The 26,698-nt window shown below is 64.9% G+C and carries 27 protein-coding genes; 18 read left to right on the top strand and 9 right to left on the bottom strand.

Features of this window, described 5'->3' with window-relative positions; all coding sequences use genetic code 11:
* The first annotated feature begins 89 nt into the window (after positions 1-89).
* The 8 genes from BLU17_RS29420 to BLU17_RS29385 all read left to right on the top strand — a co-directional run bounded on the left by BLU17_RS29420 (position 90) and on the right by BLU17_RS29385 (position 7,041).
* The gene (locus BLU17_RS29420; protein ID WP_092005431.1) at positions 90-983 is read left to right on the top strand and encodes a LysR family transcriptional regulator; all 894 of its coding nucleotides are present in this window, start codon (positions 90-92) and stop codon (positions 981-983) included.
* 230 nt (positions 984-1,213) lie between these two features.
* Positions 1,214-2,338 (top strand): alanine racemase, encoded by a 1,125-nt coding sequence (gene alr / locus BLU17_RS29415; protein ID WP_092005346.1) that lies wholly within the window; start codon positions 1,214-1,216, stop codon positions 2,336-2,338.
* Between the two features lie 129 nt (positions 2,339-2,467).
* Positions 2,468-3,538 carry a fatty acid desaturase family protein gene (locus BLU17_RS29410; RefSeq protein ID WP_092005343.1) on the top strand — a complete coding sequence of 357 codons (1,071 nt, stop codon included), beginning with the start codon at positions 2,468-2,470 and terminating at the stop codon, positions 3,536-3,538.
* A gap of 43 nt (positions 3,539-3,581) precedes the next feature.
* Positions 3,582-3,890, top strand: coding sequence for a non-heme iron oxygenase ferredoxin subunit (locus BLU17_RS29405; protein ID WP_092005340.1), 309 nt, complete (start codon positions 3,582-3,584; stop codon positions 3,888-3,890).
* A gap of 297 nt (positions 3,891-4,187) precedes the next feature.
* Positions 4,188-5,303 (top strand): SpoIIE family protein phosphatase, encoded by a 1,116-nt coding sequence (locus tag BLU17_RS29400; RefSeq protein ID WP_092005428.1) that lies wholly within the window; start codon positions 4,188-4,190, stop codon positions 5,301-5,303.
* Between the two features lie 14 nt (positions 5,304-5,317).
* Positions 5,318-5,881, top strand: coding sequence for a SiaB family protein kinase (locus tag BLU17_RS29395; protein ID WP_092005337.1), 564 nt, complete (start codon positions 5,318-5,320; stop codon positions 5,879-5,881).
* An 18-nt stretch (positions 5,882-5,899) separates the two neighbouring features.
* Positions 5,900-6,286, top strand: a complete 387-nt coding sequence (locus tag BLU17_RS29390) for a DUF1987 domain-containing protein (protein ID WP_092005334.1) — start codon at positions 5,900-5,902, stop codon at positions 6,284-6,286.
* An 11-nt stretch (positions 6,287-6,297) separates the two neighbouring features.
* Positions 6,298-7,041 (top strand): GGDEF domain-containing protein, encoded by a 744-nt coding sequence (locus BLU17_RS29385; protein WP_245747070.1) that lies wholly within the window; start codon positions 6,298-6,300, stop codon positions 7,039-7,041.
* Positions 7,042-7,576: 535 nt separating this feature from the next.
* On the opposite strand, the gene BLU17_RS29380 is transcribed toward BLU17_RS29385, so the two are convergent.
* Positions 7,577-8,803, bottom strand: coding sequence for an MFS transporter (locus BLU17_RS29380; protein ID WP_092005331.1), 1,227 nt, complete (start codon positions 8,801-8,803; stop codon positions 7,577-7,579).
* 14 nt (positions 8,804-8,817) lie between these two features.
* Positions 8,818-9,270 carry a MarR family winged helix-turn-helix transcriptional regulator gene (locus BLU17_RS29375; protein ID WP_092005328.1) on the bottom strand — a complete coding sequence of 151 codons (453 nt, stop codon included), beginning with the start codon at positions 9,268-9,270 and terminating at the stop codon, positions 8,818-8,820.
* An 852-nt stretch (positions 9,271-10,122) separates the two neighbouring features.
* Here BLU17_RS29375 and BLU17_RS29370 point away from each other — a divergent pair.
* Positions 10,123-11,937, top strand: coding sequence for an ABC transporter transmembrane domain-containing protein (locus tag BLU17_RS29370; protein WP_092005325.1), 1,815 nt, complete (start codon positions 10,123-10,125; stop codon positions 11,935-11,937).
* A 222-nt stretch (positions 11,938-12,159) separates the two neighbouring features.
* On the top strand, positions 12,160-12,519 hold the full coding sequence (locus BLU17_RS29365) for a hypothetical protein (RefSeq protein WP_245747069.1): 360 nt from the start codon (positions 12,160-12,162) through the stop codon (positions 12,517-12,519).
* A 131-nt stretch (positions 12,520-12,650) separates the two neighbouring features.
* Here the strand turns inward: BLU17_RS29365 and BLU17_RS29360 are convergent, their stop codons facing one another.
* The gene (locus BLU17_RS29360) at positions 12,651-13,496 is read right to left on the bottom strand and encodes a MurR/RpiR family transcriptional regulator (RefSeq protein WP_245747068.1); all 846 of its coding nucleotides are present in this window, start codon (positions 13,494-13,496) and stop codon (positions 12,651-12,653) included.
* A gap of 332 nt (positions 13,497-13,828) precedes the next feature.
* Here BLU17_RS29360 and BLU17_RS29355 point away from each other — a divergent pair, with 332 nt between their 5' ends.
* From BLU17_RS29355 to alc, 8 genes are read left to right on the top strand one after another with little or no spacing between them, the layout of a single operon-like run.
* A complete protein-coding gene (locus BLU17_RS29355) occupies positions 13,829-14,677 on the top strand; it encodes a transporter substrate-binding domain-containing protein (protein WP_092005319.1) in 849 nt (282 codons plus the stop codon).
* A 16-nt stretch (positions 14,678-14,693) separates the two neighbouring features.
* Positions 14,694-15,317 (top strand): DUF1989 domain-containing protein, encoded by a 624-nt coding sequence (locus BLU17_RS29350; RefSeq protein ID WP_092005422.1) that lies wholly within the window; start codon positions 14,694-14,696, stop codon positions 15,315-15,317.
* Positions 15,318-15,319: 2 nt separating this feature from the next.
* Positions 15,320-15,955, top strand: coding sequence for an urea carboxylase-associated family protein (locus BLU17_RS29345; RefSeq protein ID WP_092005317.1), 636 nt, complete (start codon positions 15,320-15,322; stop codon positions 15,953-15,955).
* A gap of 16 nt (positions 15,956-15,971) precedes the next feature.
* Positions 15,972-16,631, top strand: coding sequence for an amino acid ABC transporter permease (locus tag BLU17_RS29340; RefSeq protein ID WP_092005314.1), 660 nt, complete (start codon positions 15,972-15,974; stop codon positions 16,629-16,631).
* 1 nt (position 16,632) lies between these two features.
* A complete protein-coding gene (locus tag BLU17_RS29335; RefSeq protein ID WP_092005311.1) occupies positions 16,633-17,313 on the top strand; it encodes an amino acid ABC transporter permease in 681 nt (226 codons plus the stop codon).
* A 6-nt stretch (positions 17,314-17,319) separates the two neighbouring features.
* Entirely contained in the window at positions 17,320-18,102 is a 783-nt protein-coding gene (locus BLU17_RS29330; RefSeq protein WP_092005419.1) for an amino acid ABC transporter ATP-binding protein, read from the top strand.
* Complete coding sequence (locus BLU17_RS29325; RefSeq protein ID WP_092005308.1) at positions 18,099-18,764, top strand: DUF1989 domain-containing protein; 666 nt, start codon at positions 18,099-18,101, stop codon at positions 18,762-18,764. Before BLU17_RS29330 ends, BLU17_RS29325 begins: the two co-directional genes overlap by 4 nt.
* 4 nt (positions 18,765-18,768) lie before the next feature.
* Positions 18,769-19,773 (top strand): allantoicase, encoded by a 1,005-nt coding sequence (alc, locus tag BLU17_RS29320; protein ID WP_092005305.1) that lies wholly within the window; start codon positions 18,769-18,771, stop codon positions 19,771-19,773.
* A 69-nt stretch (positions 19,774-19,842) separates the two neighbouring features.
* On the opposite strand, the gene BLU17_RS29315 is transcribed toward alc, so the two are convergent.
* The 6 genes from BLU17_RS29315 to BLU17_RS29290 all read right to left on the bottom strand — a co-directional run bounded on the left by BLU17_RS29315 (position 19,843) and on the right by BLU17_RS29290 (position 26,530).
* Complete coding sequence (locus tag BLU17_RS29315) at positions 19,843-20,121, bottom strand: hypothetical protein (protein WP_143189377.1); 279 nt, start codon at positions 20,119-20,121, stop codon at positions 19,843-19,845.
* Between the two features lie 341 nt (positions 20,122-20,462).
* Positions 20,463-20,735: a hypothetical protein gene (locus tag BLU17_RS29310; RefSeq protein ID WP_092005299.1), complete on the bottom strand. Its 273-nt coding sequence runs from the start codon at positions 20,733-20,735 to the stop codon at positions 20,463-20,465.
* A gap of 704 nt (positions 20,736-21,439) precedes the next feature.
* The gene (locus BLU17_RS29305; protein WP_092005296.1) at positions 21,440-23,095 is read right to left on the bottom strand and encodes a methyl-accepting chemotaxis protein; all 1,656 of its coding nucleotides are present in this window, start codon (positions 23,093-23,095) and stop codon (positions 21,440-21,442) included.
* Positions 23,083-23,418, bottom strand: a complete 336-nt coding sequence (locus BLU17_RS29300) for a hypothetical protein (RefSeq protein WP_092005294.1) — start codon at positions 23,416-23,418, stop codon at positions 23,083-23,085. The genes BLU17_RS29305 and BLU17_RS29300 overlap by 13 nt, the downstream gene beginning before the upstream one ends.
* A gap of 49 nt (positions 23,419-23,467) precedes the next feature.
* Positions 23,468-26,011 carry an EAL domain-containing protein gene (locus BLU17_RS29295; protein ID WP_092005291.1) on the bottom strand — a complete coding sequence of 848 codons (2,544 nt, stop codon included), beginning with the start codon at positions 26,009-26,011 and terminating at the stop codon, positions 23,468-23,470.
* A 264-nt stretch (positions 26,012-26,275) separates the two neighbouring features.
* Positions 26,276-26,530 (bottom strand): alpha/beta fold hydrolase family protein, encoded by a 255-nt coding sequence (locus tag BLU17_RS29290; RefSeq protein ID WP_092005288.1) that lies wholly within the window; start codon positions 26,528-26,530, stop codon positions 26,276-26,278.
* Between the last annotated feature and the right edge of the window lie 168 nt (positions 26,531-26,698).

The following is a 26,698-nucleotide window of genomic DNA, read 5'->3' as shown; positions in this document are numbered from 1 at the left end:
AATAACCAGGAATGGCGTAATGATAGGCAGGGTCAAACAAAAACAAAATCAATATATAATTTTCCAATCCACAAATTATTTTGATGAATGTGATACGCGAGCTCAGAACCCTCGTCGCAGTGGCGCGCGAAGGCACGTTCGCCGCGGCTGGTCAGAAGATCGGCCTGACCCAGGCCGCCGTAAGCGCGCAGATGCAGCGCCTCGAGGCGGAACTGGGCTTCGCGCTATTCGACCGCGAGGGGCGCGCGGCACGCCTGAACGCGGCGGGCCAGCAGGTACTCGCACAGGCGCAAGAGGTCATCCGGCTGTACGAGAACATGAGTTCGAACGCTGCCGGCCCTGCGGCAACGGGGCATGTCATGCTGGGCGCCATTGCCTCGGTGCAGCGCTCGCTGTTGCCTGAGGCGCTGGCCGGGTTCCATCGACGTTGTTCGGGTTGCCGCACACGCGTCGTTCCCGGCGTGTCGATGGAGCTCCACAACCTCGTGGACGCGGGCGAACTCGATCTGGCGGCGATCATTCGCCCTCCCTTCGCACTGCAAAGCGATTTACGCTGGACCGCGCTCGCACGCGAGCCATTCCGGCTGATCGTGCCGCGCCGCGTAAAAGGCGACGACTGGACGCAGTTGCTCGCGAGCTTGCCCTTCATCCGCTACGATCGCGCGTCGTTCGGCGGTCGCCAGGTGGACCGGTTCTTGCGCCGCATGCATTGCGCCGTGCGGGAAACGAGCGAGCTCGACGAACTGGAAGCCATCGTCGGGCTCGTCGCGAAGGGCGTAGGCGCGGCGCTCGTGCCGCAGACATCGGCGTGGCGGCGGCGCTGGCCCGCCGGGGTGCGCGTGATCGACCTCGGGCAGCATACGTTTCACCGCGACATCGGCCTCGTGCATCGCGCCCCGGGCGCGCTGAGCGAACCCGCCCGCCTGCTGATCCAGCTGATCGAATCGCTCGCCCGCCAGCAAGGGGCTGGCGCGGCCCCGTGAACGCCCCCGGCATCCGGGGAGAACCGCATGTGGGCCGTCTGACGGTTAGTCGATTCAACCAAATTTATCCGCAAATACATTAAAAATAACCGGATAAAAGTCAATACGATTGCACAAACTACTAGATCGCACGTTGTTCGCACGCGCGCGGCCGCCCCGCTGCAGACGAATCGACCGAACCGACTCAACCGACTCAACCGACTCAACCGACTCAACCTACAGGAACACCCATGCCGCGCCCCATCGCCGCCCGCATCCAGCCCGACGCCGTCCGCCATAATCTGCAGCTCGCGAGGCAGATCGCCTCCGGCGCGCGCGCCTTCGCCGTCATCAAGGCCAACGCGTATGGCCACGGCATCGAACGCATTTATCCGGCGCTGGCTGGCGCGGAAGGCATCGCGCTGCTCGACCTGGACGAAGCTGTGCGCGTGCGCGAGCTGGGCTGGACCAAACCGCTGCTTCTGCTCGAAGGGATCTTCGAGCCGGCCGATGTGGAGCTGGCCGTCGCGCATCGGCTGACCGTGGCCGTTCACTGCGACGAGCAGCTCGACATGCTCGCAGCCGCAAAGTCGCAGCGCCCCGTCGACATTCAGCTGAAGATGAACTCGGGGATGAACCGCCTCGGTTTTCGCCCGCATGCGTTTCGCGCCGCGTGGGAGCGCGCGCGCGGCATCCGCTCGATCGGCGCGATCGGCCTCATGACGCACTTCGCCAACGCCGACGACGGTCAGATCGACTGGCAGCTCGATACGTTCGATGCCGCCGTGCAGGGCCTGCCCGGCGAGCAGTCGGTATCGAACTCGGCGGGCGTGCTCTGGCATCCGCGCGCGCATCGGGACTGGGTACGGCCCGGCACGATCCTGTATGGCGCGTCGCCCACGGGCGTGGCGCGTCACGTGGAAGGCTTCGGGCTGCGCGCGGCGATGACCCTCACGAGCCGCATCATCGGCGTGCAGACGCTCGCGCCGCAGGAAACCATCGGCTATGGCCGCACGTTCGAGGTGGACCGGCCCATGCGCGTTGGCGTGGTGGCGTGCGGCTATGCGGACGGCTATCCGCGCCACGCGCGCACCGGCACGCCGATTGCCGTCGATGGCGTGCGCACGCGCATTGTCGGCCGGGTTTCGATGGACATGCTCACCGTCGATCTCACGCCGTGCCCGCAAGCCGGCATCGGTTCGAGCGTAGAACTGTGGGGCGACCAGGTGCGCGTGGACGAAGTGGCCGAGGCGTCGGGCACGATCGGCTATGAACTGATGTGCGCGCTTGCGCGGCGCGTCCCGGTCGTCGTGGCCGATGCTGCGGACCCGGCGCCCGCCGCGCAAGCCCACGGCGAGCGCGTAGCAGCCGCCTGAGCGGGCCAACGGCCGCCGACGAAATTTCGTCGATCTTCCGGTTGAGCCCCGGCCCCGCGTCACCTATTTTAGTGTTGACACGCGCAGCGCATCGCACGCTGCGCGCTGCCAGCACATCAAGGAGACACCGTGGCCGACCAGCAGACCCACGCTTACGCGCCGCATCATGCCGACTACCGGCTCGTGGGCGGCGCCGGCGAACGCGCGCGCGCCGCGGGCCTCGTCAACGCCGACTGGTACCGGTGCGCCGTGCCGCGCCCCATGATGAAGCAGTTGATGCAGCGCAGCGACGCGCGCGCCATACGGGATACCGCCATCTGGTACGCGGCGATCGTCGCGAGCGGCGTGCTTGCCGGCTTACTGTGGCACGCGCATTCATGGTGGGCCATTCCCGCGTTCCTGCTCTACGGCACGCTCTATTGCAGCCCTGCCGATTCGCGCTGGCACGAGGCAGGCCACGGCACGGCATTCAGGACACGCTGGATGAACGATGTGCTCTATCAGATCGCCTCGTTCCAGGTGTTTCGCTGCGCGACGATCTGGCGCTGGAGCCACGCGCGCCATCACACCGATACGCTCGTGGTGGGCCGCGATCCCGAAATTGCCGCGCCGCGCCCCACCGACTGGCTCTCGCTCGCGCTCAACGTGTTCGCGCTCAAGCACGTATCGCGCGAGCTGCCGCGTATGTTCGGCGCCGCATGCGGGCGCCTCGGCGTGCAAGAGCAGAGCTTCGTGCCCGCTTCCGAATGGCCGAAGGCGATTCGCGAGGCGCGCCTCAGCCTCTTCGCGTATGCGGTTGTGATCGGCTCGTGCATCGGCTTTCGCACGATCCTGCCGCTGCTCTACATCGGCCTGCCGAGCCTGTACGGTGCGTGGCTTTATCTCTACTTCGGCCTCACGCAGCACGCGGGCATGCCCGAGAACGTGCTCGACCACCGGCGCAACTGCCGCACGGTGATGATGAACCCGGTGTTCCGCTTTCTCTACTGGAACATGAACTATCACGTCGAGCATCACATGTTTCCGATGATCCCTTTTCACGCGCTGCCGCGCCTGCACGAAGTCGTGAAAGCCGATATGCCGCCAGCCTATCGCAGCAGCCTCGCGGCTTACGCCGAAATCATTCCCGCGCTCGTGCGGCAAACGCGCGATCCGTCGTATCACGTGGTGCGCCCGGTTCCGGGCCACGCCGAAGCATGACTGGTTGCTCGCGCAACCGTCTGACACCCAACCGGAGACAACCATGCCCCAATGGATCGACGCGGCCGCATTCGACGATATCGAAGACGAAGACGTCATGCGATTCGACCACGGCGAGCGAACCTACGCGATTTACCGCGTGGAAAACCAGGTCTACGCAAGCGACGGGCTCTGCACGCACGAGCACGTGCATCTGGCCGACGGGCTCGTCATGGGGCACGTAATCGAATGCCCGAAGCACAATGGCCGCTTCGACGTGCGCGATGGCCGGCCGCTGTGTGCGCCGGTATGCGAGAAGCTCGCGACATATCCGGCCCGGGTCGAAGGCGGACGGATTCTGATCGAAGTGTAATTCGATGCAATCTTGTGTCACGGATGCGAAAAAAATCCCGCAAACGTTAGCGCGGGATACGCAGATCAAGACACTGTATTAAAGAGGCCAACTTGGGCCCTCTCTGCGGCTCGTGTAACGTAAATGACATAAATAGTCATTAGCGTGCTGATTCTCCATATTTAACCGGAATGGATAATCATGCATCCCGCGCTTGCGCAGTTTCGTCGTCCGGGACTTTCCACAGGGCCGCGCAGCGCCGGAGATCTGGCACAGGAAGTGCCGGCCATCGACGCTTCGGATTCGAATTCTCTCGTCATGGAGATTTTCTATTCTCGGCGCGACATGGCCAGCCTCGCGGTGATCGAGAACGATCGTCCCATCGGCCTCATCAATCGCGACATTTTCCTCTCGCAGATGAGCAAGCCGTTTCATCGCGAGCTTTACGACAAGAAGAGCTGCATCGCGTTCATGGACAAGGAGCCGCTGATCGTCGATGCGGACATGAGCATCGAAGCGCTCACGTTCAGGACGGTCGAAGTGGGCGAGAAGGCGCTCGTCGACGGCTTCATCGTGACTCGCGAAGGCCGCTTCGCCGGCTTGGGCAACGGCCTGCGGCTGCTCTCCATCGTGGCGGAACTGCAGGCGGAGAAGAATCGCCAGATCATGCAGAGCATCGAATACGCGAGCGTGATCCAGCAAGCCATGCTGCGCGCCTCGCGCGAAACGCTCTCGAACATGCTGCCCGATGCCGCGCTCGTCTGGGAACCCCGCGACGTGGTCGGCGGCGACTTCTACCATTTCGCCGCGTTTGCCGACGGCTGGTTCGGCGCCGTGGCCGATTGCACGGGGCACGGCGTGCCGGGTGCGTTCATGACCTTGCTCGCCTCGGCTTCGCTCTCGCAGGCGCTCGAACAGATCGGCCCGCGCAATCCTTCTGCGCTGCTTGCGGCGGTCAATCGCAACGTGAAGGGGCTGCTCGGCCAGATCAACGGCGTAGGCGACACCTCGCAGTCCAATGATGGGCTGGATGCCGCGTTCTTCTGGTTCGATGCCGGCCGCCAGACGCTGCAGTTTGCCGGCGCGCGCGTGGCGCTGCACGTGCTGCGGCCCGACGCCTCACAGTTCGAAAGCATTGCGGGCGACCGCATGGGCGTGGGCTATGTAGACAGCCTCGCGGAGTACGTGTGGACCCAGCACGCCGTCGAGGTAACGGCCGGCAGCCTGATGTTCGTCTCGACGGATGGACTGACCGACCAGATCGGCGGTCCGCGAAAAATTGCGTTCGGAAAACGCCGCGCGCTCGATCTGATTCTCGCCCAGCGCGAGAACGCTTCTTCCTTCATGTGCGCGCGCCTGCTCGAAGCCTTTGCCGAATGGCAAGGCTCGCAAACGCGCCGCGACGATGTCACGCTTTTCTTCGCACGAGTTTAAGGTAGTCCACCAAAATGTCTGGAATTCTGGATCAGAACTGCTGCTTCTTCGAAATTGCACAGAAGCGCAATTTGCTCTTCTATCACAAAGGCTATTTTTCGCACAGCATCGTCGCGGCGATGAGCGAAGTCGTGAAACTGCAACTGGAAGTGTCGGGCCTGAGCACAGCGACGCGCAGAAAGATTTTCTCGTCGTTCGTCGAGCTTTCGCAAAATATCGTGCACTACTCGTCCGACGCGCTGACCGCAGACCAGGCCCATGGCGGTGCAATTCGCGAAGGCGCCATGTGCATTTCCACCGAGGGCGAGCGTCACCTCATGGTGTGCATGAATCCCATCGCCACGGCCGCCGTGAACGAATTGCGCGAGAAGCTCGAACCGCTGCGCAACATGTCGATCGAAGAGATCAAGCAGGCGTACAAGACGTCGTTGCGCGCCGAGACGCCTGCCGACAGCAAAGGCGCGGGGCTGGGCTTTCTGACGATGGCGCGCGACGCGAGTGCTCCGCTCGACTTCGCATTTCATCCACGCGAAGACGACGCGAACACCACACTGTTTTGCCTCAAGACCATCATCTGACCAGGGCACGCGTACAAAATGGAAAACCTTTTTATCGCCGCCACGGCAACGTCGCCTGAAATCGACTTCCGCTTCGACAAGAACGTGCTCTCGCTGCAAGGCGAGTCGTATCCCGAGAACGCCGCTGCGTTTTACGCGCCCGTCATCGAGCGACTCAACGTCTGGCTCGGCGGTTGCGTGAATGCCGCGATCACGGTCGAAGTCACACTGACGTACTTCAACAGTTCAAGCACGAAAATGCTGTTCAGCGTGTTCGACGCGCTGGATCGCGCCGCCTCGTCGGGCAATCAGGTGCAGGTGAACTGGTATCGCGATGAAGAAGACGAGACGATCCTCGAATTCGGCGAGGAACTGCAAACCGACTTCACGGCAATCCGGTTCAACGATTGCCCGGTTGCAACTTGAGGAATACGCGCGTGGAAACGACTGCCTTGCGGGACACATTGAAGGATCATTCCCTTGTTGACCTGTTCCGCAACGAGAGCGAGGCGCTCGAACGGGCTCGCGCGATCGCCGCGGATCCGGACTCGCACGCGCAGCGTTATCTCGAGGCGCTAAGCGAACTCATCCGCCATTACGAGCGGCTGATGCGCGAGACGCGCCGCCTGATCGGTCGCAGCGACCGGGCCGAGCGCGAAATGCAGGCGCTCACCCAGCAACTGCAGTATCGCGCCACCCATGACGCGCTGACGAGCGTGTTCAATCGAAGCGCCGTGATCGAGCGCACCGTGAAAGCGCTGCGCGCAGATCGGGCTGTCATGATCCTGCTCGACATCGACGACTTCAAGAAGGTCAACGACGACTTCGGCCACCCTGCCGGCGACACCGTGATTCTCGGCATCGTGAACTGTCTTCAGCAGATTCTCGGGGACGCGGGCATCATCGGACGCGTAGGCGGCGAGGAGTTCACGGTCGTCCTGCCGGGCTTCGACATCGCCAATGCGCTGCAACTGGCCGAGCGCATGCGGGCGGCGATCGCCGGCCATGTATTCGCAGCGCCCGTGTGCCGCACGATCACCGCAAGCTTCGGCGTCAGCGACAATCCGGCCGGCACGGACTTCGACACGGCATACAGCCTTGCGGATTCCGCCTTGTACAAGGCGAAGCGCAGCGGCCGAAACCGTGTGATGTTCGAAGGGCCGATCGCGTCAGCCGGATAAAAAGCGGCGTGCGTTCCGCCGCCATGCTTCGTTCACCTGCTGGCGGTACGCGCTTGTTAGCAAGTGCCGCAAACGCCGCGCGGAGCGCCACCACGCTCCCCGGTAATTTCCGCTTGCGAGGCGCTGGACGAAGCCAGCATACACGTGGAGTGCGATCGGCGCTTCCATCGGCGTTTGATCGGCGCGATCAACGCTGCGCTGATCGAGGGAAATGCGCCGCACGGGCCGCGCCGGGCGGCTGGGCGATATCCCGGCGGCTGAACGGGATTCGGGGAATTGCAACCGGCAACGCATAACACCGGAATCGGATACGGGACGAACTCGCAAGCATGATGCGGCCAAGGCCGTTACTCGGCCCGCCAAATCATCTGGCGCATCAGGCGCTTCCCGGCAGGGCCGTGAACAGATGCCAAAAGGCCATGGCGTGCCGCCGCTCGTACAGAGTCCCGGGTTCATAACCGGTATCCAGCTCGCCCGATGACCAGATCGATGACAAGGCAATCGCGCAAGGGTGACGTCGCGGAAAGCGGCCCGGTCACAACGGCGCCTCGTGTGCCCGCCGCGCGAGCGTGCGCGCCGCGACGACAGCCGCCGCAAGGCCCGAAGCCGCGCCCACCAGCAAGGCCCAGCGCGGCCCCCAATGGTCGGCCACCCACCCCACGACGGGCGCGCCAACAGGCGTGCCGCCCAGCGCCACGGCGAGCCGGATCGCCAGCACGCGCCCACGCATGCCGGGCTCCGTGGAAAGCTGCATGAGGCTGTTGGTTTCGGTGGTGAATGTGAGCGCCGCGATGCCGATCAGCACGAGCGCGCCGCCGAACCACCAGTAACCCGGCGCGATTGCCGCCAGCACGCACCCCACACCGAACGCCGCCGCCGCGAACAGCAGCGAAATGAAACGCGGATGGCTGCGGCCCGCGCCGAAGAAGGCGCCGCTCATGGTGCCGAGCGCCATCATCGAAGAAAGGAGTCCGTAGCGTCCCGCGTCGGCATGAAAGACGTTCACCGCCATCGTAGAGATGAAGATCGGGAAATTCAGTCCGAACGTACCGATCAGGAACAGCATGACGAGGATGGCCCGCAGGTCCGGGCGCGACCACACATAGCGGAAACCGGCCGCGAAACCGCCCTTGGCGGGCTGCGCGCGCCTCGCAGCCCGCAACTCGTCCACGCGCAGGCGCGTGAGCGAGATCAGCACGGCAACGAACGAAAGGCCGTTGAGCAGAAAGGCCCAGCCCACCCCCACCGAAGCGATGACGAGCCCCGCCACAGCCGGGCCGATCATGCGCGCGGCGTTGAACGAAGTGGAATTGAGCGCGACTGCGTTGGAGAGATCGACGTCGCCCACCAGCTCCGAAACGAAAGTTTGCCGGACCGGCGAATCGAATGCCGTCGTGCAGCCGAACAGGAACGCGAAGACGTACACATGCCAGAGCTGCACGAGCCCTGTTGCCGTGAGCACGCCTAATGCAATGGCGAGCGCGCCGAGCGTGGCCTGTGTGAACATCAGCAGCTTGCGCTGATCGAAGTGGTCGGCGGCGAAGCCCGACCAGGGCATGAACAGCATTTGCGGGCCGAACTGCAAACCCATCACGATACCCACCGCCGCCGCGCTGTGATGCGTGAGGCCGGTGAGAACGAGCCAGTCCTGCGCCGTGCGCTGCATCCACGTGCCGACGTTCGAGACGAGCGCGCCCGCCGACCACACGCGATAGTTGTAACTCCTAAGCGAACGGAAGAACCCGGAAGCCGAAACGCTCATAGGCCCGCCTGGCGTCAGTCGGCCACGAGCCGCTTGAGCAGCTCGACCGCGGCGGCGAGCTGCTGTTGCTCCCCGCCCGTGAGACGCGCTTCGATCATGCGCGAAAGCCAGTCCTGGCGCGCCGCGCGCCCTTCCTTGAGCCACTCGCGAAAGGCCGGGGTGAGCGACCAGAGCGTTTGACGCCCGTCGTCGGGGTCCGGCGCGCCGCTGATATGGCCCGCGGCTTCGAGCGACGCGATGAGCGTACCCATGGACTGCGGACGCACGCCTTCCGCACGCGCAAGGCTCGACACCGTGGACGCGCCTTCCCGTTCGAGCCGCAGCAACACCGCCAGTTGCGATGGCGTGAAGTCGCCGAGAATCGCCTGCTCGCGAAAACGCCGGCGCAATCGCGCGACCAGCGCGCGCAGGTCGGCGGCGAGCGCTGCGGCAAGGTCGGACGGTGGGGTGCTGGCTCGGTCAGTCATGGAGGCATTCTAGGAGATACGAAGGTAAACTGCAAAGACTACCTTCATATCTCGACGCGGCTCGGGGTGTGAAGCTCGTTCGTGCGGCTCTCCGGGCGAGCGGGCATCATCGTTGTGCGTGTGGAATAAGGCGCCTGCGCGCTGCGTTTAGGACTATGCCGGCGTCTGCGTCCGGGATGGGCTCGGGCACGCGTGCGCAATGCACCGTCCGCCGCGGCGCCCGCAGCCGTTGCACAGTAGTGAATGCGGGACATTCCTCCACGGGTTCCGGCGAATCCCGAGTCCCCCTCCTACAGGAGATAACCATGAAGCGCATTCGAATTGTTCTTGCGTGTCTCGTCTGCCTCACGTTGACAGCGATCTCAGGATCCGCAGTGGCAAGCGGCGACATGAATCGCAGCAGCGACAGCGCGTCGAGCACTTCGGGCAGTTCCTCGGGCGGCGGCTACTGAACGCCGCGCATCCGTTTTTTGCGCGGTCCAACGCCGAAGGGCCGGAACGCGGCGCCTCCACCGCGCTACGGCGTGCACGGGTGAGCGCAACCCGGCCGCCCCTGCGCAAATCCGCAAATCCGCGAACGTGCACTCCCACGCGCCGGAGCGCACCGCGACGCCCTCCCTGCGCCAGCCCGGCTCACCGCCGGCTACGCGCTCCGCGAACGTGCTCGCTCGCGCCCCGCGCTGTCCCGCCATGGCACCGCCCGATGCCGATGCCAGCCAGCGTGCCGGCGGGAAGAAAAGACGATCCTGCCATGGCGCACCGGCGGAATGCGATGATCCGCTGTAGCGGCGGAAGGCCATCCCTTGCGCGAACTGTCACAATGCACCCATTCCCGGTCCGCCAGAAATCTCCATGCCCGATGCCGTTTCTCCCTCGCGACGTGTCGCCCCGCTCTTTGCGCTCTTGCCCTTCCTGCGCCCATATGCGGGACGCTGGGCGCTGGCGTTCCTCGCACTCCTGACGTCCGCCGGCGCCACACTGGCGCTGCCGGTGGCGTTCAAATATCTGATCGATCGCGGCTTCGCCAGCGGCGACCGGACGCATATCGACCGCTATTTCGCCGCGCTCTTCGTCGTCTCGCTGATCCTCGCCGGCGCCACGGCGCTGCGCTTCTACTGGGTGTCGTGGCTGGGCGAGCGCGTGACGGCCGACTTGCGGCGCGCGGTCTACGACCACGTGATGCGGATGAGTCCGCAGTTCTTCGAGACCACGCAAACGGGCGAGGTGCTGTCGCGGCTCACCACCGACACGACCTTGATCCAGACAGTCGTCGGCACGAGCCTGTCGCTCGGGCTGCGCAACATTCTGCTGACGACCGGCGGCGTGGCCATGCTCGTCGCGACGAGCCCCGTGCTCTCCGGCTACATCATCGCGACACTGGTCGTCGTGGTCGCGCCCATCGTCATCTTCGGACGGCGCGTGCGGCGGCTCTCGCGCGCCAGCCAGGACAAGGTCGCAAACGCCAGCGCGCTCGCGGGCGAAGTGCTCAATGCCATGCCGACCGTGCAGTCGTATTCGCAGGAGACCTTTGAAGCGCGGCGCTTTGGCGGCGCGGTGGAAACGGCCTTCGATACCGCGCTCACGCGAATCCGGGCGCGTGCCGCCTTGACGGCCGTGGTGATCGTCTTCGTGTTCGCCGCCATCGTGTTCGTGCTCTGGCTCGGCGCACAGGCCGTGCTCGCGGGACACATGACGGCGGGCCAACTGTCGCAGTTCATCCTCTACGCGGTGTTCACGGCCGGCGCCGTGGGCGCGGTCGCCGAGGTGTGGGGCGATCTGCAGCGGGCCGCCGGCGCCACCGAGCGGCTATTGCAGTTGCTGGCATCGCGCTCGCCCGTGGTGGAGGCGGCGGCGACGGTGCCGCTGCCGGATCGCGGCGAAGGCATCCGCTTCGACAATGTCGGTTTCTCCTATCCGTCGCGCCCCTGCGTCGCCGCGCTCTCGGGGTTCTCGCTCGATGTGCGTCCGGGCGAGCATGTCGCGCTCGTCGGACCGTCCGGGGCGGGCAAAACCACGCTGTTTCAACTGCTGCTGCGCTTTTACGACCCGCAGTCCGGAAGCATCGCGATCAACGGCGTGCCGACGCGGCAGGTGTCGCTCGCCGCGTTGCGCCAGGCAATCGGCGTGGTACTGCAGGAATCGGTGATCTTTTCGGGCAGCGTGCTCGACAACATCCGCTACGGCACGCCCGACGCCACGCTTGCGCAGGTGCAACGCGCCGCCGAAATGGCGGCCGCCGCCGGATTTATCGCTGAACTGCCGCAAGGCTACGACACGTTCCTCGGCGAGCGCGGCGTGCGGCTGTCCGGCGGACAGCGTCAGCGCATTGCCATCGCGCGCGCGATCCTCAAGAATCCGCCCATCCTGCTCCTCGACGAGGCGACCAGCGCGCTCGACGCCGCGAGCGAACGGCTCGTGCAGACGGCGCTGGACAACGCCACGCACAACCGCACCACGCTCGTCATCGCGCACCGTCTCGCCACGGTGCAACAAGCCGACCGCATTGTCGTCCTCGAACACGGCCGCATTGTGGCGCAAGGGCGTCATGCCGAACTGCTCGATCATTCGCCGCTATATGCCCAGCTTGCGGCGCTGCAGTTCGGCGAACCGCTCGCGAAGACGGGGGAGCGCGGCGCGGCGGCAATGGCCGGGGACATCGGGACATGACCGGCCGGCCGGGACGTTCGACGTCGCGATCAGAGTTGGCGAAAATGCGCCAACCGAACATTTGCGCGTCGCGCTCCCTCGTCGAGGCGGCCGCTCGATCTGGAAAACGACATGAAATGACGGTTACTCGCTGCGCTCGCGGCCGCCTCGATCGCGACGTGCGCGCATGCGCAAGGCAATGCGTCCGCTACGCTCAACACGCCTTCGGGCACGCTGCAATTCGTGCGTGACGACCGCGATTTCGTGGCTGTTCTCGACAAGGACATCTTCGATCGCTTCGACGCGAAGACACTCGCGCACTTCGATGAAGTCGAACGCGACGACAGCACGATCACGCGCATGCCCGTGCAAACCGTTTACGGCCCCGTGATTTACGACTTTCGCCGGCGTCCGCCGCTCGTGCAACGCCCGAACGTGCGCATGACGGTCACGCGCGTGTACTGGCAACCCGAAGAAGTCGTGATGCAAAGCCCGGAAGGCAGCCGACTACAACTACTGTCCGGAAAGGGCCGCCAGGTTCGACTCCCACCTCGACGAACCGTCACGTACCCCCACTTCCATGCAACGCCCCCCGGGGGTTGAAAGATTCCGGTCAGCACTGATCGTATATAGAACTCGACCTGACCAGGCAGCGTTCTCTGATAGCTCCTGGCCCATCACTTACGAGCGGTCATCGCATCGGCACAAAAACAAAACCATGAAGCCTGCCCGCGTTACTCCAGCTCCTGCAACTGCTGATGCAGCACTTCCACCCGCTGCAAATGTGCATTCCCACGTTCGCGTAGACGCTCCGCCACCAGCGAACAGATCAGATTCACGAGCGATGCGACACCCGCCACACTGTCGAACATCATCATGCCGTCGGTGTGGCAGCGGATCACCCAACGCGCGAGGCGCGCCGGCTTACCCGCGATCACATCGGACACGTAAAGCGTGCTGGTTCCCGCCTCGGCCAGCACCGCCATAGCGAGTTCGACGGCAGGCACACGCCGGCGTAATCCGACGACGATGGCGAGATCTTTCGCCCCGAGATCGCCGATGTATTCCGCGAGCGTATCGCCTGGCGCGGGCAGCACGGTCACGTCGCCGCGCACCTGCACGAGTTCGCGGCGGATCATCGTCGCGATCGTGTGACTGTGCCGGTAGCCGACGATGACCACGCGTCGCGCGCCCGCAATGCCGCTCACCACTTCGGCCAGCATCTGCCGGTCGAGCGAGCGATACGTGTTGGCGAGATTGGAGACCTCGTGGTTCAAATGCGCTTCGATGACTTCATCGAGACCACCGCCCGATTCCGTCCTGCCGCGCTCCTGCAAATAGAGCGGCGAGCCGCCCATCAGCGCGCTTTTGGCGGTTTCGCGCACGTCGTCATAGGACGCGTAGCCGAGCTTCTGGAAGAAGCGCGTGGCCGTGGCTTTCGAGACCTGCGCGCTCGCCGCAAGCTCGGTCGCCGTCTGCATGGCGAGTTGCCCCGGCGCGCCGAGGATCACGTCCGCCAGCCGCTGATCGATCTCCGACAACCGGTCATAGCACTCCGCGATACGGCTTTCGATCGACACCGGACGTCTGTTTTTCTTCGCCTGTGATGAAGCCATGAATTGCGATGGACGCGGGAATGAGGAAAAGTCCAGCGACGGTGCAGCTCCGGCACCACGCCGGTGCGTTTCGTCTACCTTGCACGCATGCCGTGCAGTCGTCGTGCTGGCTGAAGTTTCATTCTGCCACAGGGAAATCGATATCTGGAACTGATGTTTCTTATTTTTTCTTTAAGAATCACATGTTTCCGTAAATACACAATAGAAACCATCGTTTCTCAGAGCAAGTTGGTACGGATCATGCCTTATAAACAGCGTTAGCGACCGAACCCAACCTCTCCACGGAGTCTCGCCCAATGTCACTGCCGCGTCTTTCCCGTTTCGCGCTGACCGCCCTTCTTCCGGCGGCCGCGCTGCTGCATGCCGCCATGTCGCACGCCGATACGCTCGACGACATCAAGAGCCGCGGCAAGATGATCGTCGCCATCGACCCGACGTTCGCGCCGTACGAATACACCGACGCGAAGAACGCCATCGTCGGCTACGACCCGGCCATACTCGATGCCGTGGCGAAACATCTCGGCGTGAAGATCGAGTATCAGCGCATGGCATTCAGCGGCATCATTCCCGGTTTGCTGTCGCATTCGTTCGATCTGGAGGGCTCCGCGCTGAACGTGACGGCGGAACGGGCGAAACGCATCGCGTATACGGTGCCGACCAGCAAGACCGTGAACGGTGCATTGGTCCGATCGGACTTCACAAAGATTCCGTCGAAGCCGACGCCCGAGTCGCTCGCAGGGCTGACGGGCGCCGTCAAGTCCGGCAGCGCGCCGGAGACCATCCTCAAGCAGTTCAACGAAACGCTGAAGAGCAAGGGCCTCGCTCCCATCGACATTCTCAGCGTGGATAGCGTGGACCAGACCGTCGCTGCCGTCATGACGCACCGCGCCGATTTCGTGTTCGACGACCTCACGGTGCTCGCGGGCGTCATCAAGCAAAACCCTGGCAAGATGAAGCTGACGGGTGAACTCGGACCGTCGCAGTGGATTTCGCTCGCCACGCGCCCCGAAGACTCGCGTCTGAACAAGGCCATTAGCGACGAGATTCTCTCAATGAAGCAAAGCGGCGAGCTCGCGCGCCTGCAGAAGCAGCATCTCGGCGTGACCTTCGATACGCCGTCGGCCGATTTCATCCCCGCACAGTGAACGCAGAAACATGAGCATGGAACCCCTTCTCACGCTGATCGTGAAGGCCGGTCACGGCCGCGCTTTCGAAGTGAAGGCCGGCCAATTCCTGACCATCACCGATGTCGAAGGCCAGCAAGCCGCCGACTTCGTGGCGGTCGCCGCCTCCGACAAGAGCGAAAAGCTCTCGCCGACACACACGCGCCGTCAGTTGCGCTCGCTCTTCTTCAAGGTGGGCGATGCGCTGTATTCGTCGCGCGGGCGTCCGCTGCTGCGCGTGGTCGAAGACACGGTCGGCGTGCACGACGCCAATGTGCCCGCCTGCGACGACACGCGCTTCACCGTCGATTTCAACGTGATCGGGCATCGCAACTGCCTCGACAACATGCATTCGGGACTCGCGCTGCATGGCCTGTCTCCATTCGATGTGCCCGAGCCGTTCAATCTGTTCCAGAACGGTCCCGTTACGCCCGACCGCCATATGCAGGTCACGGACCCGACCAGCAAGCCCGGCGACCACATCACATTTGAAGTGCTGGACGATCTGCTGTGCGCGGTGTCGTCGTGTCCGCAGGACATCATTCCCGGCAACGGCCTGCGCGTGACCGACATCGATATCGCGGTTCATGCCGCCGATCCGTCCACCTCTTCCTCGGTATAAGCATGCTGCTACTCAAGGACACCCCCCTTCGCGAGCCACTGCCGCCGACGCACATCGTCGTGCCGGCAGGCGAAAGCCGTGCCATCGACGTGAAAGCCGGTCAGATTCTGCGCATCGAAGCAAAGGAAGCGGGCGCGACGGCTTCGATGTTCGCGTTCAGCCGTTCGAATCCGGATATCTATATGTCCGTGCATCACACGCGCGTGTTCAGCAACTCGTACGTCTTGCAGACCGGCATGCGTATCGTCAGCAACCGGCGTCGTGCGCTGATGGTGCTCGGCAAGGACAGCATAGGACGTCATGACCTGTTGCTGCCCGCATCGACGACGGCGTTCCTCGAAGAAAACGGCTACGCAGGCCAGACCGGCTGCGTGGAATCGGTGGCGAAGCTCATCGAGGAAGAAGGCTTGATGCCGCCCAAGCTACCCGATCCGATCAACCTCTTCATGCACGTCGAGCTGCATCAGGACGGCAGGATCGAACCGCAGCGCAATGCCACGCGTGCAGGCGACTTTGTCGCGTGCCGCGTGGTGGCGGACCTGACCTTCGTCGTGTCGGCGTGTTGCACTGGCATCGCGGGCAACGATACGCCCGGCACGCTGGCGCTCGCCGCCGCCGAAGAACTGACCGAGCTGTAAGGCTGGGAACGACTGCATGTGGCTCGACCCTCAGGTCATTCAAAGCATGCCCTCGCTGCTGGACGGCTGGCTGCTGACCGTGGAGCTGACGCTGCTCGGCGCGGCGGGCAGCCTGGCGTGCGGACACCTCGCGCTCGCGATGCAACTGACGCGCATCGCGCCTCTGCGATGGCTCGCGCGCCTGTACATCAGCTTCATGCGCGGCACGCCGTCGCTCGTGCAGTTGTTCATGGTGTTCTTCGCGTTGCCGCTGATCGGACTGGGCGGGCGCCCGATGCTCGCCGCCGCGCTCGCGCTCGGCCTCAACAGCGGCGCATATACGGCTGAGATTCTGCGCGGCAACATGCGCGTGGTGACGCGCGGGCAAATCGAAGCGGCCACGGCAATCGGCATGGCGCCGTGGCGCATCGCCTTGAGGATTGCGTTGCCGCAGATGCTGAAGGCAAGCGTGCCCGCGCTCGTCAACGAATTCACCATTTTGCTGAAGACGACGCCGCTCGCCTCGGTGGTCGCGGTCACGGAGCTGACGTACGCCGGACAGATGGTGATCGCGCGCATCTACACGTCGACGCAAATCATGCTGCTGTTGAGCATCGGCTATCTCGCGGTCGTGCTGCCGGTAATATGGCTCGGCCGACGCCTGCAACGCTCCCATTCGACCACGCGAGGCACATGAGATGACGTTCGATCTCGGTGTGCTCGCCGCCTACGTGCCCAGTTTGTTGCACGGCTTTATCGACACGATCTGGCTATGCGCGTCGAGCAGCCTGCTGGCTTGCGCACTCGGCATTTTGCTGACGATTGGCAGGCGTCGCGGCGCGCGCCCTCTTGTCGTGCTAATCGACGCCTACGTCACGCTCACGCTCGGGCTGCCCTTGCTCGTGCTGCTGTACGTGTCGTTTTACGTACTGCCCGACTTCGGAGTGCTGCTTCCCGCGGCCGTGGTCGGCGTGCTGACGCTTGCGATCTACTACGCGCCCTATGTCGCGCAAGTGATCCAGGCCGCTATCGATGCCGTGCCCAAGGGCACCGTCGAAGCGGGCATCGCCATCGGCATGTCGCCGGCCGCTATTGCACGCCGCATCGTCGCACCGCAAGCGCTGCCGCTGCTGCTGCCGACGATGACCGGCCTCATGATCGGCCTCCTCAAGGATTCGGCGCTCCTGTCGGTCATCTCCGTGCACGAGTTCATGTTCGCCGCGAAAAGCGTCGTCTCGGATACGTATGCGCCGCTCGAAGTCTATTTCGTCGTGGCGCTTGTCTATTGGGCGGCGACGGCCGCGCTCAATCACGCAACCCGGACATGGGAACACCGGATCGCGCGTACTCATGCTCAAGGCGTCGCGTCCGGAAGGTAAATGCTCATGGATATCAACACAGCTCCCGCTCTACGCGCCAGTGACATCGTCAAGTCGTTCGGCACGCAACGCATTCTCGACGGCGTGAGCCTCGATATCGCGCGAGGCGAAGTCGTCTGTATTCTCGGGCCGTCCGGTTCGGGAAAATCCACGCTGCTGCGCTGCCTGAACTGGCTCTCGCCGCCCGATGCGGGCGAAGTATGGATCGGCGACGAACGCGTCGGCATGCGCAATACGTCCACGCCACGCCCGGAACGCGAGATTCGCGCACAACGCAGCCGCATCGGCATGGTGTTTCAGAGCTTCAATCTCTGGCCGCATATGAGCGTGCTGGAGAACGTGATGGAAGGTCTGCTCTCCGTCAAGCGCATGCCACGGCTGAAAGCGAGCGACATCGCCGTGGAAGCGCTGCGGCAGGTCGGCCTGTCCGGCAAGCACACCGAGATGCCGGCACGGCTATCGGGCGGCCAGCAGCAGCGCGTGGGCATCGCCCGCACGCTCGCGATGGCGCCCGAAGTCATTCTCTTCGACGAACCCACGAGCGCGCTCGATCCCGAACTCGTCGGCGAAGTGCTCGCGGTGATGCGCGGCCTCGCCGCTTCGCAGACGACGATGATCGTCGTCACGCATGAAATCGGCTTTGCGTGCGACGTGGCCGACCGCGTCGTATTCATGGACGGCGGCAAGATCGTCGAGATGGGGCCGCCCGAGCAGATCATCGATCATCCTTCGTCCGCACGTCTGCGCCAGTTTCTTCACCGCTTCTCATCGCCAGAGTCCCGCTCATGAATGCTTCCCGCTCTCCCGTCACCGTGCCCGCCGGGCATGGCAAGGCCGTCCGACTCAACGCAGGCCAGGCCGTGCGCGTGGTCAACACGCACGGCACCCAGGTCGTCGATTGCTGGGCCTGGAACGCCTATGATCTGGCCGAATACATGTGCATGGAAACGACGCGCGTCTGGAACCAGCGGCTGAATCCCCTCCTCGGCGACAGCTTCGTGACCAACCAGCGCCATCCGATCCTGACCGTTGTGGAAGACACGACGCCCGGCGTGCACGATACCTTCATGGCCGCCTGCGACCGCAAGCGTTATCAACTGCTCGGCGTGCGCGGCTATCACCGCAACTGCTGCGACAACATGTTCGAAGGCATGTTCGAACTGGGCGTCACGCCGCCGCGCGCGAATCTCGCATCGTTCAATATCTTCATGAACATTCGCGTGCAGCCGGACGGCATCACGCTGCATACGCTGCCGACGGTGACGCGGCCCGGCGAGTACATCACGCTGCGTGCGGAGATGGACTGCTTCGTCGCGTTTTCCGCGTGCCCGCAGGATATCGTCAACATTCAGGGACAGGCCGACAACACGCCGAAGCCCGTCAATATCGTCGTGCTCGACGACTTCCATTCCGATCTCCCGGGCACGCAAACGTGGGTGCCGCAGGCATAACACCATGGCCATCCCGACTATCGCTGCCGATGCACCCGCCTTCGTGCGACGCGGCATCAACCTGGCCGATCCGCGTCTGGGCGCAGCGGCCGTGCAAACGAGCGACGATTTCTTCGCGCCCATGGCGCGCATGCTGAATCCCGAGCCTGCCGTTTTCATCCCCGGCAAGTATGACGACAACGGCAAGTGGATGGACGGCTGGGAGTCGCGCCGCAAGCGTGTGAGCGGCTACGATTTCTGCATCGTGAAACTCGGCGTGCCGGCCGTGCTCGCGGGCGTCGATATCGACACGAGTCACTTCACCGGCAACTATCCGCCTGCGGCTTCGCTGCAGGCGTGCGTATCGTCCGGGTCCATTCCACCGGAAAACACGGCGTGGACCGAGGTGCTGCCGTCCGTCGCGTTGCAAGGCAACGCGCATCACTATCACGCGATCGATACGCGCGGCGCCGCGTTCACGCACGTGCGCCTCAACATCTATCCGGATGGCGGCGTGGCGCGCCTTCGTGTGTATGGACGGCCGCAGCCCGAGCTGAAGACGGGCACACCCATCGACCTTGCATCGGCGATGAACGGGGCTCGCGTGGTCGCCGCCAACAACCAGCACTTCGGGCTTGCGTCGAACATGCTGCTGCCGACAGAAGCCGCGAATATCGGCGAAGGATGGGAGACGCGGCGGCGGCGCGAGCCGGGCAACGACTGGTGCATCATCGAACTGGCGAAGCCGGGACAGTTGACTGGCGCGGTCGTCAATACCGCGCATTTCAAGGGCAATTTCGCGGAGCGCTGTTCGTTGCAGGGTGCGTTCGTCGAAGGCGGCACGGACGAATCCCTCATCACGCAAGCCATGTTCTGGCCGACGCTGCTGCCCGAACAGCGATTGCGGATGGATCACGCGCATACGTTCGATCTGAACGCAACGCCCGTGATCACGCACGTGCGTTTCAACATATTCCCGGACGGCGGTGTTTCGCGGCTAAAGCTGATCGGCGTGGTGGAGGACTGTTGAGTCTCCGCACCTGACTTCATCAGTGCACCGCCAACCGCATCAGCGCCCACGATCATCAGCACGTTAAGGCTACGCCGCGTTTCTTTGGGCGATGGCCGCAGCGATCGCCAATAGAAGCGGCGGAAGCGGCGGAAGCGGCGGCACATCAAGCACCGGCAACCCGGCCTCGATCAGCACGAGACAACCGGCTTGCTCTGCCGTCGCCAATGCATCCGAAAACGCGCCGGCGGTCGCCACGCGCATCGCCCGCGCGACCTGCTGCCAGTCCCACAGCGCAATGCCGTTGCAGGGCTCGTCCGGACCCGGCGCCACTTCCTTTGCGACCCGTAGAGCGCTGAGTCGATGCAACTGTCGCCCTCCCTGCTCACAAACCCACATCGCTACCCATACTTCGTGGGGAAATTGTGTGGGACGTCAGCGGAAGCGGCAGGAACAGGCCGGACGGCCCATGCGGCGGAAGGCTGGTTCCACCTCAAGAACGGTGCGCTGACGAAGCTGCAGTCTTCGACGGCGGCGTACCACTGATTGCGCGCGAATCGCACGCGGGGCGAGCCCGCCCCGGCGGACGTCAAAAAGCCTCATGCGGTTGCCATGGGTGCTGCTCCATCGTTCGCATTGCAATCGAGCATGGGAGAGGCGGCGCAAGGCATGGCCATCCCCGCGCCCAAACGGAACGGTCATGAGGCCGGTCACGAGGCCTTCTTCGGCGGCAGCGGCCGGTCGAGGCCCGGCTCGCGCGGCGTCGGCAGGGCATCGCCAAGCGGCCTGGACTCATCTTCGGACGGTGTTTGCGCAGGCTCGCCGGGGCCTCCGTTCGTCTCCTCCGCAGGCGGTTCGGGCTGCGTTTTAGGCGGTAGCGGCCGGTCGAGGCCAGGTTCCGTCGGCGCGGGCACGGCGTCCCCCACCGGCTTGGGCAAATCGGTGGCGCGCGGCGGCGCGCCTTCGGGCGGTTCGTTGCTCATCGTGTCGACCTCCCATGGCGATAGATATCCCGATAGATATCCCTCTCGCGCACGTAACGTGCCAGAACTCGCCGGCGAGCGCGTGAAGAGCGTCCGCCGCGGCCGACAAAGGGGTCGGTTCCACCAGGGCCGCGACCGACTTCAGCAGGATCGGGCGTCACCCCCGCCAGAGGCGAAGGGCGAATTCGTCGTGATGGGGCAAGGTCCCGGGCAAGGATTACCTGTGCGTGGCGGCGTCCGGTTCAGGCAAGGCGTTCACGTTCAACGTGGACAGCTTCGCCTTCTTCAAGGTGAAGACGCCCGGCGTGGAAAAGGGGAAAAAGGACATGGCGAGCCCGCTGATGAGCCCGCAGTTCCAGAGACCTTCATCTCAACAAGGGCTCCATTCCGGTGCGCCAGAACCTCGACCTCGCGAAATTCGACGACTGCGCGAAGAAGTCCTCGGCGGACTTCGAGGCAGCGGGTCCGGCGAGCGCGCTCGTGCCTTCGGGGGCGCACGACATGCTCGTCACGCCCGCGGTGGAAGGCGTGTTCTACGACGTGATCGGCAAGCTCCGGTCCCACGCGAACGAAACGCCGCGGGAAGCCGCGAACAAACCGGCCGCCGCGGCGAAGACGAACCGAGGCGCGCCTGTCGCGCCAGCGGCAGCGCACGACGGACCGGGGCCTTGCGGCGACCCGGCCTTACGCGCGATCGCGCGCGCTCACGCGGCCGCAGGCAGCGCGTGCACGGGCAGCGCGCCCTCGTTGCGCACTGCATCCGTGATGACCGGCGCCGCGGCCGGCGCGTCCTTCTCCTCGCCCACGCGGAACGTCGCCACGGCCTCGGCCATCTGGCTCGCCTGCTGTTCGAGCGACTCGGCCGCCGCGGCCGCCTCCTCCACGAGCGCGGCGTTCTGCTGCGTCACCTGATCCATCTGGCTCACCGCCGTCTCGACCTGCTCGATGCCCGCGCTCTGCTGCACGGTAGCCGAGGCGATCTCCTTCATGAGCCCCGACACCTTGTCCACCGAGGCGACGATCTCGGCCATCGTCGCGCCCGCTTCGCCCACGAGCGAGCGGCCGTTGCGCACGTCGTGCACCGAGGCGTCGATCAGCGTCTTGATCTCGCGCGCCGCCGCCGCGCTGCGCTGCGCGAGCATGCGCACCTCGCCCGCGACGACCGCGAAGCCGCGCCCCTGCTCGCCCGCGCGCGCGGCCTCGACCGAAGCGTTGAGCGCGAGGATATTGGTCTGGAACGCGATGCCGTCGATGATGCCCGTGATGTCCGCGATCTTGCCCGAACTGCGGCTGATCTCCTCCATCGTCTCGATCACCTGCTCGACCACGCGCCCGCCGCGCTGCGCGACTTCGGCCGCGCCCGTGGCGAGCGAGCTCGCGTCGTTCGCATGCTGGGCGTTCTGGCGCACGCTCGACGTGAGCTGCTCCATGCTCGACGCCGTCTGCTCCAGCGAGGCCGACTGCTGCTCGGTGCGGCTCGACAGGTCGAGATTGCCCGCCGCGATTTCGCGCGCCCCCGTGTTGATCGCGTCGCAGCTCGTGCGCACGCTGCGCACCGTGTGGCTCAGACCGCTCTGCATGCGCCGCATCGCGCTGAGCAGCTGGCCGATTTCGTTGCGTCCGCCCCCTTCGATACGCACGGAAAGGTCGTTCGCGGCGATCTGGTTGAGCACCTCGACGGCCTTGGCGAGCGGCGCACTCACAAGGCGGCGCAGCGCCAGATGGGTCGCGACGACGAGCGCCAGCGCGCCCAGCAGCCCCACCGCCACCATCGCCATCACCCAGTCGTGTTCGCGCTCGCCCTCGTCGAGCGCCGCGCGCGTGGCGGCGTCGGCATTCGTTCGCAATGCGGCCACGGCCGACGAGAACTGCGCGTTCGCAGCCGCCACGTCGCCGGTCGCGAGCGCGGCGTAGGCCGCCGTATCGTTCGCTTCGAGCGCCGTGGCCGAGCGTTGCAGCGAATCCGCAAGCGTGCTCCACGCGCCGAGCAGGGCGTCGCGCTGCCTGGCCGCCGCGCCGTCGAACGGCGTGCTCGCGCGCAGTGCGGCGCCGTGCTTCGCGGCCTGGTCGAAGAGGTCGCGCGCGTCCTGCTGCGCGCGCTTTTGCGCCTCCTCGCGCGCGGCGGCGTCGCCGTTTTCCTTCGCGGCCTGGTACGCGCGCGCCAAGGCGGTTTGCGCGAGCGCCGCGTCCTCGCGCAAGGCGAGCGCGAGCGCATCCTGGCGCGCGACTTCGTGAATGAAACGCGCCGCGTCGTCGGCGCGGCCGATCATCAGGACCCCGACCACGGCTCCCACCACCAGCATCGCCGCGAACGTGCACAGCACGAGCAGCAGCCCCTTTCTAATCGTCAGATTGCGCATTGCCTTGTTCCTGCCTCAGAACCTTGATGTGTTGGAGCGGCATCGGCGCCCAGCCTCGCCAGCAGCACGTTCGCCTGCTCGATCAGCGTGGTGCGGTAATCGCCGGGCAGCATGACGTCGTCGGCCACGGCCATCGCCTCGCCGAGCTGCGCGCGAAACGCCTGGATCGTGCGCTCGATCTGCGCTGCGGACAATTGCGGCAGCACCGCTTCGACGAACTTCGTCATCACGACCACGTTCGCGCCAAAGCGCGAGATGGCCTTGCCATGCGCGCTCACTAGCGCGGTCATCGAGTGCAGCAGCATCTCGTCGTTGGTGCTCACGGAATTCTCCAGGTACGTCGGGCTCAACGGGGAAAGTAAAAAGCGGCCTTCAGCCGGCCTCGCACACGTCGAGTGCGCGCGGCATGAATTCGGCCGGTGCGGGACGCGCAAGCAAATAGCCTTGCGCGCGATCGCAGCCGATCTCGCGCAGGAACGCCAGTTGCCGCGGCGTCTCGACGCCTTCGGCCACGACCGTCACGCCGAGCGAGCGCGCCATCGCCACGATCGCGCGCACGATCGAACGGTCGCGCGCGGCGCTCTTCTTCACGTGCGGCGGCACGCCCGGACCCGGCACGGCCATCTCGGCGAGGAACGAGCGGTCCACCTTGAGCGTATCGACAGGCAAGGACTGCAGATACTTGAACGACGAATAGCCCGTGCCGAAGTCGTCGATCGCGAGGCTGATGCCGCGCGCGGCGAGTTCCTGAAGCAGCGCCTCGATGTTGCCGCCCGCCGACATCATCGCCATGCTCTCCACGAGTTCGAGCTGCAGCCGCGTGGACGGCAAGCCCGTTTCGCTGAGAATGTTCGTGAGCTGATGCAGGAAGCCGTCGTGCAGGCATTGCCGCGCCGAAAGATTGACGCTGATGCGCCCGAAGTCGAAGCCCTCGTCAAGCCATTCGCGCGCCTGGCGGCAGGCTTTGCGCAGCACCCATGCGCCGAGCGGCACGATCAATGAGGATTCCTCGGCGATCGGAATGAACTGATCGGGCGGCACGAGGCCTCGGCGCGGATGCTGCCACCGCACGAGCGCCTCGATGTTCACGAGCGCACCGGTCGCCACGTCGAATTCGGGCTGATAGTAGAGCACGAGCTCGTCGGCTTCCAGCGCATGATGGAGCTCGCTTTCGAGCACGATGCGCTCCATTGCCGAGGAAGTCATCGGCGCGGCGAAGAAGCGGAAGTTGTTCTTGCCCGCGTCCTTGGCCTCGTACATCGCGCGGTCGGCCTGCATGAGCAGATGCCGCGGGTCGCTCGCGTCGTCCGGATACATGCTGATGCCAATGCTCGGCGTGACGAACAGCAACTGCTCGCCGATGTGCATCGCGGCGCCCACGCGCGCAAGCAGCCCCTGCGCGATCTGCCCGACATGGCGAATATCTTCGATATCCTCGATCAGCAGCGTGAACTCGTCGCCGCCGAGCCGCGCCACCGTGTCGGTTTCGCGCACCGACTCGCGCAGGCGCGCCGCGATGACGGTGAGCGCCTCGTCGCCCACGCCGTGGCCCATCGTGTCGTTGATGAGCTTGAAGCGGTCGAGGTCGAGAAACATGACGGCCACGCGCTTGCCCGAGCGGCGCGCGCGGGCGAGCGAGAGCGTGAGGCGCTCCGTGAAGAGCGTGCGGTTGGGCAGGCCGGTCAAGGCGTCGTGCGTCGCGAGGTAGCTCAGGCGCTCTTCGGTCTCGCGGCGCTGCGTGATGTCGGCGAAAATCGCGGCGTAGTGAGTGCAGCGGCCGCTCGGATCGCAGATGCTGGAAATAGTCAGGTATTCCAGGTAAAGCGCGCCGTCCTTGCGGCGGTTCCAGATTTCGCCCTTCCAGTAGCCGTTTTGCTGGAGACTGCGCCAGAGCGCGCTGTAGAACGCGGGCCCCTGGCGGCCGGAGTTGAGCAGGCTCGCGTTTCGCCCGATCGCCTCGCGCTCGGTATAGCCCGTAAGCCGCGTGAAGGCGGGATTCACTCGCTCGATGGTGCCGTCGAGGTCGGTGATCATCACGCCGTCGAGCGTCGACTCCACCACCTGGTCGGCAAGGCGCAGGTTCGCGCGCGAGGCGAGCAGCGCGTCGTCGCGCTCGCGCAGCGCGAGCTGCAATTCGCGCACGAATTCGTCTTCGATGTCGTGCAGGATGTGGGACAGGTCGAGCAGGCCCGTGAGGCGACCGTCCTCGCCGATCACGCCCACGTGACGCATGCGATGCTCGACGAGATACTGACGCGCCGCAAAGAGGCTTTGCGACTGCGTAAGCGAGCGCAGCGGCCGGCTCGCGCGCGCGCCGACCGTGCCGTCCAGCATGCTGGCCGCCGCGAGGCGCACCACGTCGCGCTCGGTCACGATGCCGTAGTCGCCTTCCGGATAGCTCACGACGAGCGCGCTCAGGCGCCGCGAGCGCATGCGCTGCATGGCCTCGTGCATGGACGCGTGCGCGTCGACCACGAGCGGCATCGCGGTATTCACCGAGCCGACCGTCTTCAGACGCAGGAAGCACTCGAGCCCCTGGTTCATGACCAGGTCGGTTTGCGTGACGATGCCGAGCGAGCGGCCCGCCTCGTCCACGACGAGACAATGGCGTATGCCCTCGCGCTTGAAGCGCAGCGCGGCGTCGCGCAGGCGCGTGCTCGCGGGCAGCGCGCGTACGGGCTGGCTCATGGCGCAGCGGATGGGTCGCGCGAGCGCGGCGCTGTCGTCGCCCAGCGCGAGCGCGTCGTGCTCGGTCCAGATGCCGACGGGCCGCCCCATTTCGGTAACGACGATGGCGCTGTAGCGCCGCTCGGCCATCATGCGCGCCGCGTCGCGAATCGGTACGTCGGGCCCGCAGGCGAGCGGCGGCCCTGAGAGTAGCTGCCCGATTTCCAGGTCCAGCGTATGGTGTTGCATGTTGCGCCCCGAACCGCACTGCTTATGTCTTTGTGAGATAACGCGAAACTAGCAGCGGGCGCGCGGCCGCCACTTGATATACATCAAGGTTTTGACCACCCCCAAGACCGCAAACGTTTGCACTCCCGAAAGCACGAACGGACGAATATGTCAAAGGCATGGATATGTCGCGCAGCGGCCACATGCTTGATGCGCGGACTCGACTTCACGCGACCGAGGAAAGAAGCGCAGCCCGTGCCGGGCTGCGCGTGGACGCCGAGCCTGTCATGAGCCCCGGTTCAGGATGCGGTTAATCGCCAATGCCAAACCATCGGGATTATCGTAGGCCATCATGTGCCCGGTATTGGCGACGAGTTCGACGGTGCAGCCGGCTCGCTTCAACTTCGCAATTTCACCGGGCGTTGCCGTATCGGGAAGGATCGCTCCTTTTACCGTATTCAGGCAGGCGAGGTCCTCGAGCCAGTTTTCCGCATTGTCTTCCAGCGCGGATTTTGCCCATTGGTAAATCGCGGCAGGCAATGCAGCGGAAAGCGGGCCTAGCCACGCCTCGTTTCCACCCTCGGCTTTTCGTTGCGCGAGAAATTGCGGAAAATACTACAGCCGTAGATATGGCGGAGGCACGCCACCGCGTCGTCGGTAATGACACTGCTGGGCGCGGTACTGATGTCGGCGCCGCCACATTGACCA

Source organism: Paraburkholderia lycopersici, from assembly GCF_900096975.1.
GTDB classification, from domain to species: Bacteria; Pseudomonadota; Gammaproteobacteria; order Burkholderiales; family Burkholderiaceae; genus Paraburkholderia; species Paraburkholderia lycopersici.
The sequence above is the reverse complement of the archived record's forward strand: the minus strand, read 5'-3'. Positions and strand labels throughout refer to the sequence as shown.